Source organism: Bacillus sp. UNC437CL72CviS29 (assembly GCF_000482345.1).
Lineage (GTDB): Bacteria > Bacillota > Bacilli > Bacillales > Bacillaceae_G > Bacillus_A > Bacillus_A arachidis.
On record NZ_AXVB01000023.1, the window covers coordinates 25,421 to 45,919 of the forward strand.

General features: G+C 36.2%; 23 protein-coding genes. 14 read left to right on the forward strand and 9 right to left on the reverse strand.

The window, feature by feature from the left end; all coding sequences use genetic code 11:
* Positions 1–28 precede the first annotated feature (28 nt).
* From M014_RS27595 to M014_RS0116975, 3 genes are all read right to left on the reverse strand, one after another.
* Positions 29–448 (reverse strand): hypothetical protein, encoded by a 420-nt coding sequence (locus M014_RS27595; protein WP_155924339.1) that lies wholly within the window; start codon positions 446–448, stop codon positions 29–31.
* 174 nt (positions 449–622) lie between these two features.
* Entirely contained in the window at positions 623–2,038 is a 1,416-nt protein-coding gene (gene spoVR / locus M014_RS0116970; RefSeq protein ID WP_026592800.1) for a stage V sporulation protein SpoVR, read from the reverse strand.
* A gap of 204 nt (positions 2,039–2,242) precedes the next feature.
* Entirely contained in the window at positions 2,243–2,803 is a 561-nt protein-coding gene (locus M014_RS0116975) for a nitroreductase family protein (RefSeq protein WP_026592801.1), read from the reverse strand.
* A 247-nt stretch (positions 2,804–3,050) separates the two neighbouring features.
* Between M014_RS0116975 and M014_RS0116980 the strand changes: the two genes are divergently transcribed.
* Positions 3,051–3,647, forward strand: coding sequence for a hypothetical protein (locus M014_RS0116980; RefSeq protein WP_026592802.1), 597 nt, complete (start codon positions 3,051–3,053; stop codon positions 3,645–3,647).
* Positions 3,648–3,683: 36 nt separating this feature from the next.
* Here M014_RS0116980 and M014_RS0116985 read toward each other — a convergent pair whose 3' ends face one another.
* The 3 genes from M014_RS0116985 to M014_RS0116995 form a co-directional block, all read right to left on the reverse strand.
* Positions 3,684–4,613: a proline racemase family protein gene (locus M014_RS0116985; protein ID WP_026592803.1), complete on the reverse strand. Its 930-nt coding sequence runs from the start codon at positions 4,611–4,613 to the stop codon at positions 3,684–3,686.
* A gap of 85 nt (positions 4,614–4,698) precedes the next feature.
* Positions 4,699–5,721 carry a proline racemase family protein gene (locus M014_RS0116990; RefSeq protein ID WP_026592804.1) on the reverse strand — a complete coding sequence of 341 codons (1,023 nt, stop codon included), beginning with the start codon at positions 5,719–5,721 and terminating at the stop codon, positions 4,699–4,701.
* Positions 5,718–6,893: an NAD(P)/FAD-dependent oxidoreductase gene (locus M014_RS0116995; RefSeq protein WP_026592805.1), complete on the reverse strand. Its 1,176-nt coding sequence runs from the start codon at positions 6,891–6,893 to the stop codon at positions 5,718–5,720. The genes M014_RS0116990 and M014_RS0116995 overlap by 4 nt, the downstream gene beginning before the upstream one ends.
* A 390-nt stretch (positions 6,894–7,283) precedes the next feature.
* Between M014_RS0116995 and M014_RS0117000 the strand changes: the two genes are divergently transcribed.
* The 13 genes from M014_RS0117000 (at position 7,284) to M014_RS0117060 (ending at position 18,123) form a co-directional block, all read left to right on the forward strand.
* Positions 7,284–8,981 carry a sigma-54 interaction domain-containing protein gene (locus M014_RS0117000; RefSeq protein ID WP_231503956.1) on the forward strand — a complete coding sequence of 566 codons (1,698 nt, stop codon included), beginning with the start codon at positions 7,284–7,286 and terminating at the stop codon, positions 8,979–8,981.
* Between the two features lie 248 nt (positions 8,982–9,229).
* Positions 9,230–9,490 (forward strand): (2Fe-2S)-binding protein, encoded by a 261-nt coding sequence (locus M014_RS0117005; RefSeq protein WP_026592807.1) that lies wholly within the window; start codon positions 9,230–9,232, stop codon positions 9,488–9,490.
* Positions 9,487–9,819 (forward strand): (2Fe-2S)-binding protein, encoded by a 333-nt coding sequence (locus tag M014_RS0117010; protein WP_026592808.1) that lies wholly within the window; start codon positions 9,487–9,489, stop codon positions 9,817–9,819. Before M014_RS0117005 ends, M014_RS0117010 begins: the two co-directional genes overlap by 4 nt.
* A complete protein-coding gene (locus tag M014_RS0117015; RefSeq protein WP_026592809.1) occupies positions 9,816–11,018 on the forward strand; it encodes an NAD(P)/FAD-dependent oxidoreductase in 1,203 nt (400 codons plus the stop codon). The genes M014_RS0117010 and M014_RS0117015 overlap by 4 nt, the downstream gene beginning before the upstream one ends.
* A 187-nt stretch (positions 11,019–11,205) precedes the next feature.
* On the forward strand, positions 11,206–12,723 hold the full coding sequence (locus tag M014_RS0117020; RefSeq protein WP_026592810.1) for a spore germination protein: 1,518 nt from the start codon (positions 11,206–11,208) through the stop codon (positions 12,721–12,723).
* On the forward strand, positions 12,720–13,802 hold the full coding sequence (locus tag M014_RS0117025) for a Ger(x)C family spore germination protein (protein WP_026592811.1): 1,083 nt from the start codon (positions 12,720–12,722) through the stop codon (positions 13,800–13,802). Before M014_RS0117020 ends, M014_RS0117025 begins: the two co-directional genes overlap by 4 nt.
* A gap of 12 nt (positions 13,803–13,814) precedes the next feature.
* Positions 13,815–14,915, forward strand: coding sequence for a GerAB/ArcD/ProY family transporter (locus M014_RS0117030; RefSeq protein ID WP_026592812.1), 1,101 nt, complete (start codon positions 13,815–13,817; stop codon positions 14,913–14,915).
* Positions 14,916–14,973: 58 nt separating this feature from the next.
* Complete coding sequence (locus M014_RS0117035; RefSeq protein WP_026592813.1) at positions 14,974–15,489, forward strand: PCYCGC motif-containing (lipo)protein; 516 nt, start codon at positions 14,974–14,976, stop codon at positions 15,487–15,489.
* 121 nt (positions 15,490–15,610) lie between these two features.
* A complete protein-coding gene (locus M014_RS0117040; protein WP_026592814.1) occupies positions 15,611–15,859 on the forward strand; it encodes a YhdB family protein in 249 nt (82 codons plus the stop codon).
* A gap of 103 nt (positions 15,860–15,962) precedes the next feature.
* A complete protein-coding gene (locus tag M014_RS0117045) occupies positions 15,963–16,844 on the forward strand; it encodes an LCP family protein (RefSeq protein ID WP_026592815.1) in 882 nt (293 codons plus the stop codon).
* A gap of 142 nt (positions 16,845–16,986) precedes the next feature.
* Positions 16,987–17,406 carry a disulfide formation protein C gene (locus M014_RS0117050; protein ID WP_026592816.1) on the forward strand — a complete coding sequence of 140 codons (420 nt, stop codon included), beginning with the start codon at positions 16,987–16,989 and terminating at the stop codon, positions 17,404–17,406.
* 12 nt (positions 17,407–17,418) lie between these two features.
* A complete protein-coding gene (locus M014_RS0117055; protein ID WP_026592817.1) occupies positions 17,419–17,838 on the forward strand; it encodes a thioredoxin family protein in 420 nt (139 codons plus the stop codon).
* Positions 17,839–17,910: 72 nt separating this feature from the next.
* On the forward strand, positions 17,911–18,123 hold the full coding sequence (locus M014_RS0117060) for a DUF1540 domain-containing protein (protein ID WP_018782370.1): 213 nt from the start codon (positions 17,911–17,913) through the stop codon (positions 18,121–18,123).
* An 89-nt stretch (positions 18,124–18,212) separates the two neighbouring features.
* Here M014_RS0117060 and M014_RS0117065 read toward each other — a convergent pair whose 3' ends face one another.
* The 3 genes from M014_RS0117065 to M014_RS0117075 form a co-directional block, all read right to left on the reverse strand.
* Positions 18,213–18,485: a hypothetical protein gene (locus M014_RS0117065; RefSeq protein WP_026592818.1), complete on the reverse strand. Its 273-nt coding sequence runs from the start codon at positions 18,483–18,485 to the stop codon at positions 18,213–18,215.
* A gap of 269 nt (positions 18,486–18,754) precedes the next feature.
* The gene (locus M014_RS0117070; protein WP_026592819.1) at positions 18,755–19,516 is read right to left on the reverse strand and encodes a L,D-transpeptidase; all 762 of its coding nucleotides are present in this window, start codon (positions 19,514–19,516) and stop codon (positions 18,755–18,757) included.
* 115 nt (positions 19,517–19,631) lie between these two features.
* Entirely contained in the window at positions 19,632–20,498 is an 867-nt protein-coding gene (locus tag M014_RS0117075; RefSeq protein WP_026592820.1) for an SDR family oxidoreductase, read from the reverse strand.
* Position 20,499 lies beyond the last annotated feature (1 nt).

Sequence of the window (20,499 nt, forward strand, 5' to 3'; positions counted from 1 at the left end):
TGTATTGCTAAGGTACTATTAATTTTATTTATCTTTTCAAATTCTCTTCTAACTTATCACCGATCTTTTGTTGCTCTTCAATCCAGTTTAATATTATTTCTTTTTGTTCTTTTTTAATTTCCCCTCGTGTATATCTATACTGTGTCAACTCTTCAAACCATACTAAGAGTAATTTTCTTAATTCTATTGTTTCAATTTCACACTGTAATGGATAATCTTCATCATCAGGGTACAGCTCTTCTATTACTGTTTTATATCGATCCATCTCAATGTCCGTTGCATTATAACTACATTCAAATTTTTCTTTTTTTCCATTAAGCACAGAATCCAATTCTCTAATTGTATCCTTAACAGAGCCGATAGACGGTTGTACATCACTTCCAAGAAACAAAGACATTAATTCACTATTTTTTAATTCTTGTTCATTTTCAAATTCTAATCTCACCAACTATTTTCCCCTTACTACCTTCCGCCCCTTCATAATAAAATCCTACTGCTTTTCTCTTTTTCTATACATCCTTTAACATTTAACTATTCTTATTAAACAAAGGATTATATCTTCTTCCCTTTTTTATTTGTAAATCATATCCATAAAAAAAGAAGCTACTGTTAAACAGTAACTTCACACATACTTCCGATGCACCATCTTCCCATCATAAGAAAAGACAACACCTTTATTCTCTACATTAGATTCCATATGCACCGTCCTTCCCCATAACTGATGAATGTATGGTAATACTTTCTCTAAATATTTTAAATCAAGCTCAATTCCTTCATAACAATGTTTAATGTACAATTCACCGTTCTTTAAATAATCTCCATCTTCCACCACTAAATATGGGAATCCACCATTTGTCCTCATATTAACGAGCTGATCACGAACGTGTTCCCACTCTTTATCAATTATTTTATATTCTTTTCCTTGGCGCTGAAATAAGTACATATCTTCTCGCATTACAAGCTCTTTATTTAAATAGTTTCTAAGGAACGATACGTCCCATTCAATTTCTCGCACTTCAAAGATTTTGTCACGGCCCGATCCTGGCTTCACACCGCGCCTTTTCATCTCTTCAGTTGGGTTATTATAACGTTCTTCAATATCTTCAAACACCTTTATACCGAGGTAATATGGATTAATACTTGTTTTGGACGGCTGAACGACTCCTGCATTTAACTTCGCAAATTCGATTGCTTCATCGGATGTTAAGTCCATTTCACGAAGGATGCGTTGATGCCAGTACGAAGCCCAGCCTTCGTTCATGATTTTCGTTTCTAATTGCGGCCAGAAATATAACATTTCTTCTCGCATCATCGTTAAAATATCGCGTTGCCACTCATCTAGTTCTCTACTATATTGCTCAATAAATAGAAGTAGATCTTTCTCTGGTTGCGGCGGGATTTTCTTTTTCTTCCGTATATTCGAACGTTCTCTTTTTTTATTTCTATCATCTAAATCCCACAAGTCATCGTACTGAGATACTCGTTTCTTTTCTTCTTCCTCTTCTAAATCATCAATACTCCAAGCAAGCTTCGGCCGCATAAGCGATGGATCAATATGTTCTTGAATAGCCAAAACAGCATCTAAAAATTCTTCTACTTCTGCTTTTCCATATTTATGTTCATACGCTTTAACTCGTTCTGCTGTCGCTGCCATGCTTTCAACCATATCACGCTTCGTGTTTGAGAAACGAATATTATTTTTAAAGAAATCACAATGTGCTAATACGTGTGCTACAATCAATTTATTTTGAATCAATGAATTGGTATCAAGTAAAAACGCATAACATGGGTCAGAGTTGATGACAAGTTCATATATTTTACTAAGTCCCAAATCGTAATGCAGCTTCATTTTGAAGAACTGTTTTCCAAAACTCCAATGTGAAAACCGAGTCGGCATTCCATATGCACCAAATGTATAAATAATTTCTGCTGGACATACTTCATAGCGCATCGGATAAAAATCCAGTCCAAACCCAGTTGCAATTTCAGTAATTTCGGCAATTGCATATTGTAGTGCTTTATCATCACTAGCTCTCATTATTTTCCCTCCTTACACTTTCCCTTAAGACAGTGTATGAGAGGAAACAAGCTTTCATGAGAAATGATGAAAAATAGATACTCTGTTATTCTCTTTTATCAGTAATCTTCATCATAAGATTACTAAGATATAAAAAACTCCAAAAAACAAAAAAGCTGAACACAAACTTTAAATCATTTGCATCCAGCTTCTCATCTTCAGCTATTACCCTTCAATAACTTCCATCTTCTTCGTAATCGGCGTACGCTCTTTTCCTTCTGGTTTCTTATCGAAATAACCAATATGAAGGATTCCAACAATACGTTGTCCTTTTGTTAATCCAATTCCTTCTATAAATAAAGGATTATAATTCAATCCACCTGATTTCCAAACACAACCTAGTCCACGTTCCCAAGCTAATAACTGGAAGTTCTGCATAAATGCACACACTGCCGCGTAGTCTTCATCACGTTGCACTTGACGTGGATCTTCATCCATATATACAACGATTTGAGCTGGTGTACTTAGAAAACGATCGGATAAAATTTTACCTCTTTTTGCTCGTTCTTCTTCTGTGAAAGAATGTAATACAGCATCTACTAATGTTTTACGACCTTCTCCAATAAATAATTTACATTTCCATGGCTCACGATGCTGATGGTTTGGTGCCCACGTTGCGTCATTTAATAATTCAATTAACAATTCTTTTTCTACTGCTTTATCTGTAAATGTACGAATGGATCGTCTTTCTTTAATGATATTTGCAATGGAAGTATATGTGATCATATGTTTCTCTCCCTTATTTTCATCTATATGTATACACCTTATAATTGATATTGATTTTCAATTTCGATTATAACGCAGTTTTCTACCATTAATCAATGTTTTGTGTTGTGAAACTAACAAAAATTTTTTTTTATTACATCGCGAAAAAAACTTGCAATGTTCACAAGTTCTTCACAACTTCTCCACAACTTCGGGAAACTCTATAGATACAGTTTTCCATTTTATTCAATTAGGAGGAATCAATGGTATGTACAGAAAATTAATAGCAAGCATTTTAGCAACAGGACTTTTATGTGGAATGGCAGTCTTCCCTGCTTCTGCGGCCTCACAAAAAGAATTCACGGCGCATCATCACAAACTAATCTCAGATGAACAAATACAATCTTTAGAAAAACTAGGTTATAAAAAACATGAAATTTGGAAGGCTGCACACATTGCGAAAATAAGTAAAAAAGATATCAATGATGTTTTATCGTACTATAAACAAACTAAATCTTGGAAAGAAACGGCGAAACATTTCGGTGTGGATCCAAAGAAAATGCATAAACATCATATGAGTAAAGAAATGAAAGAAGCTTTATTGCAAAAAGTAGCTGAAATACAAAAATCAACACCAGAACAAATGAAGAAAATAATGGAAGATAACCATATTCACCTGCATCATCTCGCAGTTTTAACCATCATTGCACAAAAAAGTAATACGCCGTTTAATGATGTATTAAAAATGAAAAAAGATGGTATGCATGTCAAACAAATCGCCGAAAAATTAAATGTGAAGAAAGAAGATGTAAGAGCCGAAATGATGAAATTAATGCAGTCTGTAAAAGAAAAAAAGACAAACTAAACATAAAGAAAAGGAAGAGACAACTCTTCCTTTTCTTTATGAACCTACAATAATAAAGCCGTCCGCTAACGGATCAGATGGGTCTAATAAAAATTGATGCATTCCCGTAATAAAGACCCTCCCTGTAATTTGTACCGTCATTTCATTTTGTGTGTATTTCATCAGTTTTGCTTCATATGTTCCGCCTGTAATATTTTCATGCTGGACACTTTCTCCTTCTTGTAACATACCTTCCTCTCTAAAAAGTGCCAAACATGCACATGTTGCCCTAACATATGGAGAACGGCTTACAAGTCCATTCTTCTTCTGCACCATCGTTTTGAATCGTTTCTCCTCAATCTGCTTGGCATCTATTAAAATACTACTACATTCGGACGATAATGAGGTTCTTGTCGTATGTGCCCAGCTCTTTAATTCTATGAATTCATCCATGTCTAATTTGACACCTAAATGCTTTGTATGGCTGATTACATAAGATTCATTTGGTCCAAATGAAATGGCCGACTGAGAGGCATTATATTGAAGTTCGTAGTGACAATCTTTCTGTAATGAAACAGCGTGTATCTCTCCATCTTCTATACAGATTTTCACAGGAAAAATTCCATCGATTGTTTCCACCGCTACTACATCATTTTTCATTTGCACATTTCCCATTTCAACCATAACGCCAGCAGCTATCATCACAAACTCTTCTGTACTAGAAATAAATTCATTTGCATCCATAAACAACGCCGCAAAATCTGCTTTTTCTGAACAAGGTGGTACAATCATACAACCGTTCATTGCTGCATGACCACGTGGTTCTTGCATGATAATTCTTCGAAATGCTTGATAGTTTTCAACTAGTTCTTTTTGTTTCTCTTGTAAAGTATGTCCCTTTAATAGAGGTACGCCGTTCATAATTAGGCGCAGTGGCTCTCCAGCTATATGTGCATCAACTGTTGTAATTGCTTTTACGAACTTCATACAATCTCCCCTTACCAATTTATAAAAACGTCTTCCATCTCTCTTGTTATTTAACTCATATAAACATAACTACTCCAACTCAGAATCAATGCCCCTCCATTGGTGGAATGAGAATAAATCCATCTTTCAAAATATCTTCCTCATGATATAAAAACTGGTGCATTCCCATAATCCATGCTGATCCAGTAATTTCTGTAATCACAGCTTCTATGTCCCCTATACTTGTTGTTCTAACAATTTTCCCTTTAAATAGCGAACCGACAATACTTTCGTGTACAAATAATTCCTCCAAATCAATTTCACGGTAGGCATACAATGTAGCCAGTTTGGCTGATGTTCCCGTACCACATGGCGAACGATCAATCCCTCCCGGTGGTACAATCACTGTATTTTTCACATCCGCATGTTCGTCCGTTGGATCACAGAAAAATTCAACGTGCGTCACTCCTTCGATAAAAGAAAATTCCGGATGTGAAATGGGTACCGCTGCATTAATGGCATCGCGAATCCGAATAGCTGTTTCTATAATTTGCGCAGAATTTTCCGTTGTTAGCTTCACGCCTAATTTTCTAGCGTCTGTAATCGCATAAAAATTACCACCATAGGCAATATCACATTGTACATTCCCTATATTTTCTATATGTACTTCCACAGACTTTAATAAAAAAGCAGGCACGTTACAAAATGTTACTTCTTTTGCTTTTCCATTTTCTACATACACTTTTGTTGCAACAAGCCCCGCTGGTGTATCTAATTTAATATAGGTATACGGTTCTTCCACCTCAACCATACCGGTTTCAATTAAAGCGGTACAAACGCCAATTGTATCGTGACCACACATTGGTAAGTACCCGCCTGTTTCTATATAAATAACACCAACATCAGCTTCTGGGTCACACGGTTCTGTTAATAAAGCACCAGACATTACATCATGACCGCGTGGCTCAAACATAAGAAATGTACGAATCCAATCATACTTTTCTTTCATAAATAACATCTTTTCTGACATTGTATTCCCTTCTAGCTTTGGAAGGCCATTTATGACTGTCCTTGTTGGATTCCCTCCCGTATGCGTATCAACTGTCGTAAACACTTTTTTTACGTTCACACTCGTTCCATCCTTTCTTGAAATCGATTGTGGCTTAGTGATTCAATCGGTACGGTTGTCTCTTGTCCCTCAATCATTTCTGCAATAAGCTTTCCTGTAATGGCCGCCAAACTAATCCCATCACCTTCATGACCGGCGGCAATATAAAATCCTGGTACTTCTTCGACATGAGAAATGATTGGCAAATGGTCTGCCGTCCACGGACGCAAACCTGCATATGTTCGAATAAGTAACATATCAGCCATCTTCGGATAAAAACGAATCGCTCGGTTTGCAATACACTTTATAACGCTTGTATCCACCTTCGTTTGAAAACCAACGAACTGCCTGCTACTTCCAATTAAGAAATTTTGACTTTCTGTCGGTTCAAATACAAGAGCAACTCCATATTTTTCTGTTTCCTCATCCACATGACGTGTGCCGCCAAACTTACTAATTAAATAGCCAAACTCCATTACTTTTCTCGTTCCCACTGGCTCTTGTCTTGAAGCAACAATAATATGACCTTTTCTTGGTTGAATTGGAATTTTCACATCCAACATCTCGCCAATAACAGGTGACCATACTCCTGCTGCATTTACGACTTTATTCGCTGTAAATGTCCCCTTATTTGTTTCAACAATAAACGCACCCATTATATCTTTTTGAATACTGGTTACTTCTGTATGAAGATACACATCTGTTCCTTGCCTTTTCGCTTCATCAAGCAAAGAAAATGATAATAAATATGGATTAACAGTCGAATCTGTTGCGCATTCTAATCCACCCAGTAAATCATCTGCAAAATACGGTGACTCCTGCCGAATATCTTGTCTGTCTAACATCCGAAATGGTAAACCCGCATCTTTTTGCCGCTTTACCCATTTTTCCGCAGCGATCATCTCTTCTTCACTTTCACATACGAGAATGCTGCCTGGTGCTCGGTATTCAAAAGAGTGACGTAATTCTTTCGCTAGTTGATCAACAAGCTTTTGACTTTCAAGAGACATTTGGCTATCAAACCCGGGATCTTTATCAATTGCCAAAATGTTTCCATCACATCTCGATGATGTACCGCTCGCTAATTCTCCTCTTTCTAATAACGTTACTTCTCTCCCGCATCTTGAAACGTAATAAGCAATTGCACTCCCAATAATACCTCCGCCAATGATAAGAACATCACAATGCTTTATCATAAACTCCCTCTTTTCTATTTATAAAGTGGAACTGATGGCTCACGCTTCTCTCTAAATTTTGAAATAATCTCTTACTACTACCGAATATCGAGATAAGCTTCTAACAAAATTTTTTTGCTGGATTATCACTTTTTCATGTTCACATTTTCTTTTACTTGCAATTAAAATGCCAACTTAACGTGCAACTGTAATTCCCAAGGATTTTTTCTCTCACCCCACCCTTTATCTTTACCATACTGAGAAACGAGATGCTCATTATTACCACATAGCCAACATAAAATTATTGAACTTTTCCGACAAAATATTTTACATTTCCTTTAAAAATGTGTAAAAATAATGAAATAGTGTATAAAAAACTTACAGTCAATCCAATAAGGAGGCATTAGCATGACAATCGAGCTCTCTTCTATAGACCAACTTATGAATAAAGATTTTCTCTTCTTTTCATCATTAGAAGAGTTACAACAAAGGAATCATACAAATCATGAAGATACAACCGTTCTAGTCAAAAGAAACAATGATCTATACATGCTTACTGCTTGTGGTACATATCAACCTTGTTATACAACTTCCTACTATCCTTCTATTTCACATATATTAAAGAAACTTAAAGACTATCATGCCGTTGTTTTTACGAATGCTTCCCATAAACCAATTGGTTTTATTACAGCTGTTATGCTAGCTGAAACAATCTTTCATTCTTATGAATATTTACAAGCTTATTTCGAAACTGTTATCAAAACAACAGATGCATCCGTCACTGTCATTGACGAGAACGAGAACGTCAATGTATGGACAAACGGGGCAGAAGCGATCTTTTCTGTAAGACGACAAGACATTTTAGGAAAACCCATCACATCATTTTTTCATGAAGATATGCTAGAAATATTAAAAACTCTACAAGAAGGTCGATCACTACATAAACACCAACATCAACCAAGAGAAGATTTAATTGTACTGATTAACTCTAATCCCATTTACTTGCGTAATGAAATTATTGGAGCTGTTGTATCCGAAACAGACATTACGAGCCAAGTTCGACTTAATCAAGAGCTTTTCTCCGTTTCTACAAAAATGCATCAATTAGAAAAACAAGTTGCTAAATTAACACCGCCAGTTGATCCTTTTCATGCTATTAAAGGAAGCAGCTCCGCACTGCAACAAACAATTGAAATTACGAAAAAGGTATGTACAACAAAATCAACTGTTCTCATTTTAGGGGAAAGCGGCGTTGGGAAAGAGTTATTCGCAAAAGCAATTCATGAAGCACGTGAAAGTGACCAAGCACCATTTGTATCTATTAACTGCGGCGCGATTCCTGAGTCATTATTTGAAAGTGAACTTTTTGGCTATGAAAAAGGAGCTTTTTCCGGAGCTGATCAGAAAGGAAAAAAAGGAAAAATTGAGTTAGCAAAAGGCGGAACATTGTTTTTAGATGAAATTGGTGAAATGCCGATGGAAATGCAAGTAAAACTGCTTCGTGTTTTGCAGGATAAAACGTTTTACCGCGTAGGTGGGGTAAAAGAATTGCATGCCGATTTTAATATTATTGCTGCTACGAATCGAAACTTAAAAGAACAAATTGCGAAAGGAAAATTTCGGGAAGATTTATTTTATCGTTTAAATGTGGTAAGCGTTGATATACCCCCACTTCGCGAACGAAAAGAAGATATTGTGGAGCTAATTCATTCTTTCTTATATGAATTTTCTATTCAATATAATCGTCCAATTCAAAGTATACCGCAAGATGTTATGTATGAATTGCTAGAACATAAATGGCCTGGAAACATTCGCGAACTACGCAATGCCATTGAACGTCTCGTTGTGTTTGCGACAGATGGGATCATAAAACGAGAAGACCTTCCCTTCTCTCCAAAAATACAACAAGAACAACCACCTGCCCCTCTTAGAATAAATATAACGGAAGGCGAATTACTTGATGACTCTTTAAACAAATATGAACGGAATATCATTCAGCATGCACTGGAATTAGAAAGTGGCAATAAACTCGCATGTGCGAAACGTCTTGGAATTACACGAGCTACCTTATATAATCGCATGAAAAAATTACATATCCCGTTTTAATCCTTCTCTCTATAAATACAAATTGAAAAACAATATAGCACCTTTCCTTTTGGGTGAGAAGAGAGCGCCCGCCATGCACAGAAGCGGTCAGTCCCTCTTCCTGCCCCATGCCAAGTAGAAATAAGTGAAGAGCCCATTTTATTTGTATAGCAGCGACTTATATGCATGCAAATCAAAATGGATATATAGATTGGCATGTATTTTGCATATAAATTAGCAAACAACCAATCTAACAAGGGGGCTTTGTCATGAACATTGCAAACGATTTTGTCATTTGTCGCTGTGAAGAAGTAACATACAAAGAGCTACTTCATACAGCGAACACATACAACTGTTCTACACGAGAATTGAAGCTACGTACCCGAGCAGGCATGGGATTTTGTGGGGGCCGAACATGCAGATGTGCACTAGAGAGTTTTATATCATCACAGGAGCAAAACCGTCAGCCATTAAAGCATCAACCACCAGTTCGTCCCGTTACCTTTGACTTGTTAGGTGATAGATCATGAGTAATCGTATCATTCACCACCCAATTCTCGGTAACTTATCAGACAGCAAAACAGTCTCTTTTACATTTAACGGAACGAAGTGCGAAGGAATAGCTGGCGAAACAGTCGCTGCTTCCCTATTCGCTAATAACATTCGAACGTTTCGTGTTCATGAAGAAACAGGAGCACCGCGCTCTATTTATTGTAATATTGGCCATTGCTTTGAGTGCCGCGTCACAATAAATGGCAAGCAAAATGTGCGTGCATGCATGACTGTAGTTGAAGATCAAATGGTTGTACAAAGCGGCTTGCAACAACCTACTCCTTTAAAAAAGGAGGATCACAAATGATTGATGTCATCATTATCGGCGCTGGTCCTGCGGGATTATGTGCAGCCATCGCCTGCAAAACATATGGATTATCTGTTAGAATTTTTGACGAATTTATAAAACCTGGTGGTCGCCTTCTTGGCCAACTTCATCAAGAACCAAACGGAACATGGTGGAATGGTATAGAAGAAACAAAGAAATTACAAAAACAGTTGCAGGATTTAGCACTCCCTATTGAATGTGGTGTAACCGTACATGATTTAGAACAAAACGGAAATGAATGGGCTGTTCATACGAATATCGGTACCTTCCAAACAAAGCATGTTCTTCTTGCAACAGGAGCAGCTGAGTTCCCAACGCCGCTTCCCGGCTGGACCTTGCCTGGTGTTATGTCCATTGGAGCTGCACAAGTTATGACGAATGTACATCGCGTCAAAGTCGGTAATAAAGGAATGATTATTGGAGCAAATATATTATCATTTGCAATTATGCATGAATTACAGCTTGCTGGGCTAGAAATTGACAGCGTCGTTTTACCACCTAAGCATACAGTAACAAAACAAAGCGCACAGCCGCTTCACGTTTTGAACTCTCTACTTCATGTTGCTCATATCGCTCCCTCGCCTTTATTAAAAATTGGGAGCCGTTTTATGAAACATCCTGCGATGCGGAAATTAGCCATTCAATTTTATCCAAAGCGTGGAATGAAAATTTGGAGCACACCGCTTCATTTGCGAAAGGCTGCTATTGAAATCATTGGTGATAAACAAGTAGAAGCTGTGAAAATTGCTACTATCACGCCAGATGGAGAGATTATTCCTGGAACAGAAGAAATACATGCTGTTGATTTTGTCTGTATTGCTGGCGGTCTCTATCCACTAGCAGAATTAGCAGCTGTCGCTGGATGTCCGTTTCATTACATTGAAGAACTTGGCGGGCATGTTCCACTTCATAATGAGAAAATGGCTACACAGCTTCCTGGCTTATATGTTGCTGGTAATATTACAGGAATTGAAAGCGCGAAAGTTGCGATGGCACAAGGAACTGTTGCTGGAACTGCCATTGCAAAAGAACTACAACCATCTCATTCACATCTTGATTCCTTGTTACAGCACGCGATTCAAGATGTGAAAAGAACACGTGAAAATGCAACAATCCAATTTCACCCTCATATTTCTAAAGGCCGCGAGCAACTGCTTGCACTTTCTCAAGAAATATGAGGAATCACTTATACCCCTGTTCCAAAATAAAAATTATCCTTTAACTTTTATAAACAAATATCAAAAAGCTGTTCAAAAGATACACAGTGTCTAACTTTTGGACAGCTTTTTTATGTTTCCTGCATAAAATTTTGTCTTCCCCAAAAACTAATAAGAGCATTCCATATAAGGGAAAGGAGTGAAAAACATGTTTGGCTTACCAAGAAAAAATTCTATAGCTAAAAACAAAAAAACGAGCTGTACCATTGCAGAATTTATTCATACGATGAAGGAATCTACTGATTTTGTTTCTTACAACATTACAGAAAACGATACACTATGCCTTTTTTATTATAAATCTGTCGTAGAAGCAGTCATAATTAAACAATTTATTTTAACACCTATCAAAGACCAATTAGAACAGATTCAAGGTATCACTGACTTAACTAACATCGTCCCCATTGAAGACATTGTTATCTCGCCTTCCATTGACGATATTCGTGAAAAGCTATTGGATGGATATGTACTCGTTAAACTACAAAATATATCACAAACAGTACAATATGCTCTAGTTCGAGCAGAAAGTACTGTTCTTGGTAAGCGTTTATATAATGATACAGAAAATGAATATAGCGTAATTGGTCCAAAAGTTGGTTTCGTGGAGAATATTGACACGAACCTACATTTATTACGTCGTGTTATTGTAACAGAGCAACTAGTTTTTAAAGAAGTTGTTGTAGGATCTATATCCAAAACAACAATTGTAGTGGCCTATATAGAAGGAATCACAAACGAACAATTTATTAATACTGCTACACAACGTCTAAAGGATATTGATTTCGACGTCCCCTTCGACGCAACAATGATTGAACAATTTATTAGCGATAATAGCAATTCACCTTTTCCACTACTCTTACCAACAGAGAGAGTTGATCGAGCTGTATTTGCTTTAATCAATGGTGAAGTATTAATTTTAACAGATGGTTCTCCCTATGCATTAGCTGGACCGACAACACTATTAGATTTTTTCATTTCACCAGAGGATTACTATTTGCCATGGACGATCGGCACATTCTTTAGGTTGATTCGCTTTTTTGGGGCTATATTTTCTCTATTTTCCTCAGCAATCTATACAGCTGTATTAACATTTCATTATCAGATGATTCCAGCAGATTTGCTTGGACCCATTATTTTTTCTAGAGCAAATGTACCCTTTCCTCCAATCCTAGAAGCACTTTTTTTAGAAATTACAATTGAATTATTGCGCGAAGCTGGCGCCCGCTTACCTACAAAAGTTGGGCAAACAATCGGTATTGTTGGTGGAATTGTAATCGGACAAGCTTCTGTTGAGGCAGCTTTAACAAGTACAATCCTATTAATCGCTGTGGCTTTATCTGCACTTGCTTCTTTCACGACACCAACTGTAAAAATGTCTACTACCATTCGTTTACTCCGATTCCCACTCATCCTTTTAGCGGGTGCCTTCGGAGGACTTGGTCTTATTGTGGGATTTGTTTTTATATTGGTACATCTACTACATTTAAAATCACTTGGATCACCTTATTTATTACCTTTATATCCATATCGTGGTTTCGGTTCAGCGGAAGGTTTCATTCGCTGGCCATTTAGTCAGACGGCCCAGCGCCCTTCTTTTCTGCGACCAAAAGCAAATTGGCGCTATAACCCAAACAAAGCAAAACAAAAACGTGATGGTGAGGAAACATGAGAAACGTTCTATTTTTATTAGTAATTGTTGGTTTATGCTCCCAATTTGGTTGCACGCAAACATCCATAGTAGATACGCAAAGAATTATTCACGTAGCTGGATTCGATATAGCAAAAGATAAAAAAATTCAAGGTACTATCTTATATCCTGACTACACGCTTGGCGTAAAAACAAAACCAAAAACTCAGTCAACCACTGCAAGATCCCTTGAAACGATTGCTTCTCATTTAGATGCAAAATCACCTCACAATGTTGTTTTAGGACAAATGCGTGTCATATTATTTGGAAAGCCTATTGGTTCATATGGAATTGGTGAAATCATCAGTAATTTACAACGTGATCCTAATATTGGGCGAGATGTACAATTAGCACTTGTAGATGGTTCAGTCGAAGAACTTCTAAAATATATCGCACCAAACGGTTCATTGTATCTAGTTGACTTACTTGAACAAAATATACGGAATGAAAATATCCCTCGGACAGCTTTGAATATTTTTTTATATGATTATTATTCATCTGTATGCGATCCATTTCTTCCTTACATTCAAATCGCTGATGATCACGCGGTTTCCGTAAAAGGTCTTGCTTTTTTAAAAGGAGACAAAGTGGTGATGTATACCGATAAACAAGACTCTTTTTTAGTAAAGTTGCTCCTGAATCCGACTAAAAATGGTCGTTATGAAGCACAAATAAAAAAAGATAATCATGAAGGTCTTGTCGTAACACAAAATTTATCAGGAAAAAGTGTCTATCACGTTGATCAAACAGGTAATATTCCTAAAGTAACAATCCGTTTAAAATTAAATGGATTAATAAAAAATGCCCCTAGTTGGATTGATTTAACAAAAAAGGGGAATATAAAATATGTCAAAAATCAAGTAGAACAAAAGATTAAAAATCAGTCTCAAAAATTGATTCAACAATTTCAGCATAAAAAAATAGATCCTTTAGGGATACGCGACCAAATTAGAAGTCGATCAAGAAAATGGAGCATACAACAAATTCAAGCAATGTATCCATCTATAGATATTAATATTGACGTCGATGTTAATGTTGTACAATCTGGTATCGGAGAATAGTGAGGTGATAAGGTGGGTACGAATAGTAAAGAACTAACTGTCTCCCCTTACTTGATGTTTTTTTTAATTCACTCTCTTCAAGTCGGAGTCGGAATTTTAGGCTATCAACGCATTATTGTAAAAAATGCCGGTTATGACGCTTGGATTTCCCTTATTCTTGCGGGAATTACAACTCACTTTGTATTATTTTGTATGTTAAAAATGTTGGAAAAAGATAACGACCTAATCAATATTCATACAACATGCTTTGGAAAATGGATCGGCTCCTTATTTTCTTTGCTTTTTACAATTTATTTTTTATTATTTTGTCTCACCGTCCTTCGTACATATATCGAAGTAATTCAAGTTTGGGTATTCCCAACCATTAAATTATGGCAACTAACTTTAATATTTTTATTAGTCACTTACTATATTATAAAAGGTGGGTTCCGTTCTGTAACAGGAATGTGTTTTTGGGGAGTTGTACTACCTATATTCGTAATGTTCTTTTTAATTTTCCCAATGGAATATGCACATGTTCGTAATATTCTGCCCATTTTCACTCATTCACCTTTAGATATTGTAAAATCTGCGAAAGACTCTACATTAGAATTTCTAGGATTTGAAGCGCTACTTTTCTTTTATCCACTGATTGAAAAAGGAAAATCTTTAAAGAGGTGGGCACATGGTGGTGCTGCTTTTACAACCATTCTTTATGTAGTTTTAGCGCTTATCTCTTTTATGTACTATAGTGAAGGACTATTGAAACATACAATTTGGCCTACGTTAACGATGTTAAAAATTATTAAAGTTCCCTTTATTCAGCGGTTTGAATATATTATTATTTTTGTATGGTTTATTATCATTTTACCAAATCTCTGTTTAACAGTATGGTCCTCTTGTCAGTCGATGAAGCGTTCATTCCGTATCCCATTTAAAATCACACTACCTTTTTTTATTTTTGTCGTATACATCGCTTCCTTATTTTTTACAAATCGAGAAAGTATCGACACATTAAATATGCTTGTATCCCAAACAGGTATGTACATTTTATATGTTTATATCCCTCTCCTGTTTCTATGGCACTCTATTCGCTGGCGATTGAAAAATAAACAAAACAAAACTTCTACATAGGAAATCACCAGAATATTTGGTACAATTTCACTATCACGAAAACAAAGGAGAAATGCAGGTGAAAAAATATCTATTCTCTTTACTCGTAATAAGCAGTCTTGTACTTTCTGGATGCGGTGCAGCCGAAAAGAAAGAATCCTCCGAGCACAAAGAATCTTCCGAACACAGCGAAGAACACGCTTCTCATACTCAGCAAGGTGACATCCAAGAAACGACAAAAGGAATTGACACACTACCAACATTTTTGGACAAACTAGATCCACAAATGAAAGAGATCTATGCAGTTGCAGGGAAAAATGCCGAATTATTAAACTGGATTCCTTGTTACTGTGGATGCGGAGAAAGTGTGGGGCATAAAAACAACAAAAACTGTTTTATTCGTGAAATTAAGAAAAATGGAGAAGTTGTTTGGGATTCTCACGCAACGACCTGTGTAAACTGTTTAGAAATTGCAACCGAATCTGCATCTATGAAGAAAAAAGGAAAATCCACTCTTGAAATTCGAAAATACATTGATAATAAATATAAAGAAGGCTACGCAAAGCCAACACCTACTCCAATGCCAAAATCGTAAAAACGAGGAAATTCCTCGTTTTTTATTTTTCACTCAACATTTTCCATAGCAAATTCTTTCAAGTGTATTTCCTTCTTCTTGTCATACACTATATATAACTCCTCAGTAAGGAGGGTACACAATGCACACATATAACGACTATGATAAAGCTCTCTATTACACGTATTGTTGTAATTGGGACAAGTTGCTTGTTCTAATGGTACAAACTAATGATCATCTATTTTCTAAACGAATTGAGCATTTTTTACATGCTTACCAATATGGAAAAGAACTATCCGAAGTAGATAAACAACTTCAGCTTCTATTTCAATATATCGACCATGCTTCACAAAAATCACATATAGAAGAAATAGATCAAGTGCAAATGTAAATGAAGCGCTATTCTCCTTCCCGAGAATAGCGATTTTTTTGAATAATTTTCCACATCCTTACTCATAATACATATATCAATAATAGTGGATGGACGTGATCATTTGCATAAATCCTGGTACTTATTTCTCTACATGTTTATACTGCTTATCGGCTGTGAAAAAACAAATAACACTCAATCATTTCAAAGCGCAAAACAAGAAAAAGACATATGGAATATCCTAATTATCGGCAGTGATTCACGAGGTGAAAAACAAGCCCGTGCTGATACCATTATGATTGCCCAGTACAATAAAAAAGAAAATACAGCAAAGCTTGCTTCAATTATGCGAGATAGCTATGTAGAAATTCCCTCTTATGATAAAAAATATAATAAAATCAACGCTGCCTATTACTATGGCGGCCCTGAATTATTACGAAAAACAATTAAACATAATTTTGGAATCGATGTTTCCCATTACGTTACGATTGATTTTGAAGCATTTGTTAAAATTGTGGATACCATTGCACCTGAAGGAATTAAAGTGAATGTTACACAAACCATAATCGATGATATGGGGCTGCATGTAAAGCCAGGTTTACAACCTCTTCACGGGAAAGATTTACTAAAATACGCACGTTTTCGCCATGATACTGAAAGTGACTTTGGCCGTGTGAAACGACAACAAGAAGTACTCCAGGCATTGAAACAAACCCTTACTGATAACGTTCACTCTATAGATGGCGTACTAAATTTACCGATAATGGCACACGAACTCTCTCCATATATAGAAACGAATTTAAATATAAGAGCGCTATTTACACTTGGAAATAGTATTTTTTCTAAGCCTATTGATAAAATGGAAACAATGCGAATTCCCATTGATAAAGCATATGAATCGGCTCTTACCAAACATGCTGGTTCCGTCTTAAAAATAAATCAAGAAACAAATAAAGAAGCTATTCAAAACTTTTTTAATGTCACAAAAGTCGTAAATCGCCCTTAAAAACAAGGTTTATACACCTTGTTTTTTTTATTCCCAAGTTTTCTTCTTATAAAACTTACCTTGATAAAAATATTTTCTCTTTATTTTCTTGTCCTCTTCATACTATAATTTAGTATGTAACTATTATAAGAGAGGTAAAAACATGAAACGTGAGAAAAAACAAGAATATGCTTTGTTTACCGCTTGGGGAGCTTCGTTTATCGCTACACTTGGAAGCCTATATTTTTCCGAGATCATGAAATTTGAGCCTTGTGTACTTTGTTGGTATCAACGCATCTTTATGTATCCATTTGTTTTATGGCTCGGTATTGCAGTTGTAAAAAAAGACTACCACATTGCTACATATTCTTTACCAATTGCAAGTATCGGTGCCTGTATTTCGCTCTATCATTATGCGATTCAAAAAGTTCCCGCATTCTCAGAGGCAGGAGCTGCTTGCGGACGTGTACCTTGTACGGGAGAATACATAAACTGGTTTGGATTCGTCACAATCCCGTTTTTAGCACTTATCGGATTTATCACGATTGCAATTTGCAGCTTTATTGTAATCAAAAACAAATAGGGGGCTGAAATTATGAAAAAAATGCTTATCTTCGGCGGTATCATTATCGTCTTATTTGCAGCTATTGCCGCTGTCACACAAATGGAAAGTGGCAGTAAAGAAAAACAAGAAAAAAATTACTACACAAATAAAACTACTTCTTCAGACATCCGTAAAAATAACGAAGAAAAAAAAGAACAAACCGTTTACTTCTATCAAACAGGTTGTCACTATTGTGAGAAAGTCTCACCTATCGTTGTTCCAATGGCTAAAGACATGAATATTGATATGAAAGTAATTAATATTTTTAATGATGAAAAAGCTTGGGATGATTATAAAATTGAAGGAACACCAACAATTATTCATTTTAAAGATGGACAAGAAGTAAATCGTATTAAAGGTGAGCAACCAAAAGATGCTTTTGAACAATGGTTTAAAGAAAACAAAAAATAAGAAGAAAAGGAAACTCCTTCTATACATGAAAGCTGTGTAAAATCCCACACTAATGTATAAGGAGGGGATTTTATGCCAGAGGTACGCTGTTCTGTGTCCAATTGTTCATTTTGGGGACAAGGGAACTTTTGTCAAGCGAATTCAATCTTTGTCCAGCCTGATGATCAAAACACGAATCAATCAAATGAGTCTTATACAAACTCGGCCTTAACAGGTGAAACACTTGAAAGCTCTGCGTCAACAAGCGTTGAAACATGCTGCCAAACATTTAGACCGAAATATTAACACGCAAATCTCCATCTCCTTTGAGGTGGGGATTTTTCTTTCATAATATGTATCTCTAGGTGTAGGAGCATACGATGAATCATATGCCCCTACATCATAGCAAATCCATATTTCCAAGTATCATGCATCAAGATCATATACACAATCAATATAAAAACGCTTCCAAACATGGTTATCCTGCGGTATATTCCAGGTTCCCCTTCTCTCGCTTCAACAAAGGACCAAATAAAACCAATTAAAAGCACTAAATCAATAAAAGTAATGTAAAAATCAAACATAAATGATACATACAAATAAATAATAAATAAACAATTCGTCAATAAAAAGATTTTAAATGCAAACTGGCTATTCCCTTTCCCCATAACACGCCCGCCCCCAATCTGTACTGTATTATATTCACAAGAACATAATAGTTGCGATTGTATCAACTAATAGAGCCTCTTTAATTTTCCAACGCATACATCGCGGCTATGAAAACGAATAGAGATTCCACTCATTTTCTCGATTTGTTTTAAACACAGCAGGGGGTGGGGCGAAAAAAGCACTGACCGCTTCTCCCCTCTCTATCCTCCAAAGCGGACGGGTTTTATATTGATATAACAAATAAGCTATCGTCTATTTACGATAGCTTTTACGGTACATTATACTTTCGCTTATATATATTACTTAAAATGGAATAAGGCACTTGATCATAACGAACTTTTTCACCTGTTTCATCCAAAATATACAAATTATTACCTATATAATAGTTTCCATTCTTCCCTCGAGAATAAACGGCGTATCGTTCATTCGGCAATACCGTTTTTACTTTCGTAAATTGACCGTTTGGTTCTTGCCAATATATATGCATACGATCCACAAGTGTTAATGTTCCAATTTGTTCTTCTTCTATTATACGTCCATTCCAACTTATAACACGATATCCTAGCTTATGCGCTGCATATTCTGGAGATGTGTAAAACCGAGAAATAATTACTTTTGTCTGTAACGATACCCGATCGTATAACCATTGTATATCTCGATCGTGCATACGAATGCAACCATTTGATTCCCTTCCTCCAATCGTCCCTTCTCGATTTGTACCATGAATTGCATACTCTTTTTCGTTTAAACCGAGCCATCTTGTTCCAAGCGGATTATTCGGCGCACCACCTGGAATATTTTTACGATGATATTCTTTATTTTTATATTTATTAATGATACAAAATGTACCTTCAGGAGTTGGTGTATTACGCCTTCCAGTTGTAACAGGAAACGTTCTTACATAGTTTCCATTTTCAAAAAAAGATAATTGATTTGTCGTAAGATTAATAAGTATTAAATGGTCGCTACTGGCAAAAGTACTGATTGGTAGACAGAAAAAGAGTATTACAACGAAACATACTTTTTTCATTCATATCCCCCCAAGCATCCCCTTTAAAATTGCCCATAATATATGATGGTACAATTAGCTTTTACTATGAGTTCTATTCTTATGAATGAAAATATAAAGCTCTCCCCCCTTATTTTTATCCATTCACAATCACCCCACCATTTATGTGAATCATTTGCCCAGTAACATATGTGGAGTCCTCTGAAGCTAAGTATACATAAGCAGGGGCTAATTCATATGGTTGTCCTGGCCTTTTCATCGGTACATTACTTCCAAATTCCGATACCTTCTTCTTATCGAAACTCGCTGGAATAAGCGGTGTCCAAATCGGGCCTGGCGCAACACCATTTACACGAATTCCTTTTTGAACTAAAGATTTTGCAAGTGAACGTGTAAAAGCCACAATCGCTCCTTTTGTTGCCGAATAATCAATGAGCTGTTCATTCCCTTCATACGCAACGATTGAAGCTGTATTTATAATCACATCTCCCTGCTTTAAATATGCAAGTGCTGCTTTAGTAACGTGAAAATAAGAAAAAATGTTAATACGAAATGTTTTTTCAAGTTGCTGCGCCGTAATGTATTCTAAACTTTGCTGTGGATATTGCTGCGCAACATTATTCACAACAATATTCAGACCATCCAGTTTCGAGGCTGCTTCCTTTACAACTTGCTGACAATGTTGTTCATCGCTTAAATCTCCTGGAAGCAATATGCATTTCACTCCTTGCTCCTCAATAATTCTTTTTGTCTCATTTGCATCTTCCGTTTCATCTAAATAAGCAATAGCGATATTTGCCCCTTCTTTTGCAAACGCAATCGATACCGCCCTTCCAATTCCACTGTCTCCCCCTGTAATAAGTACATTTTTCCCTTTTAACTTTGCACTTCCACGATAATTAGGGTCTTCGTACTTTGGAAGAGGATTCATCATCGATTCAATTCCTGGTTGCCTATTTTGATGTTGTGGTGGTAACGTTAAAAACTTTTTCTGCTCAGACATA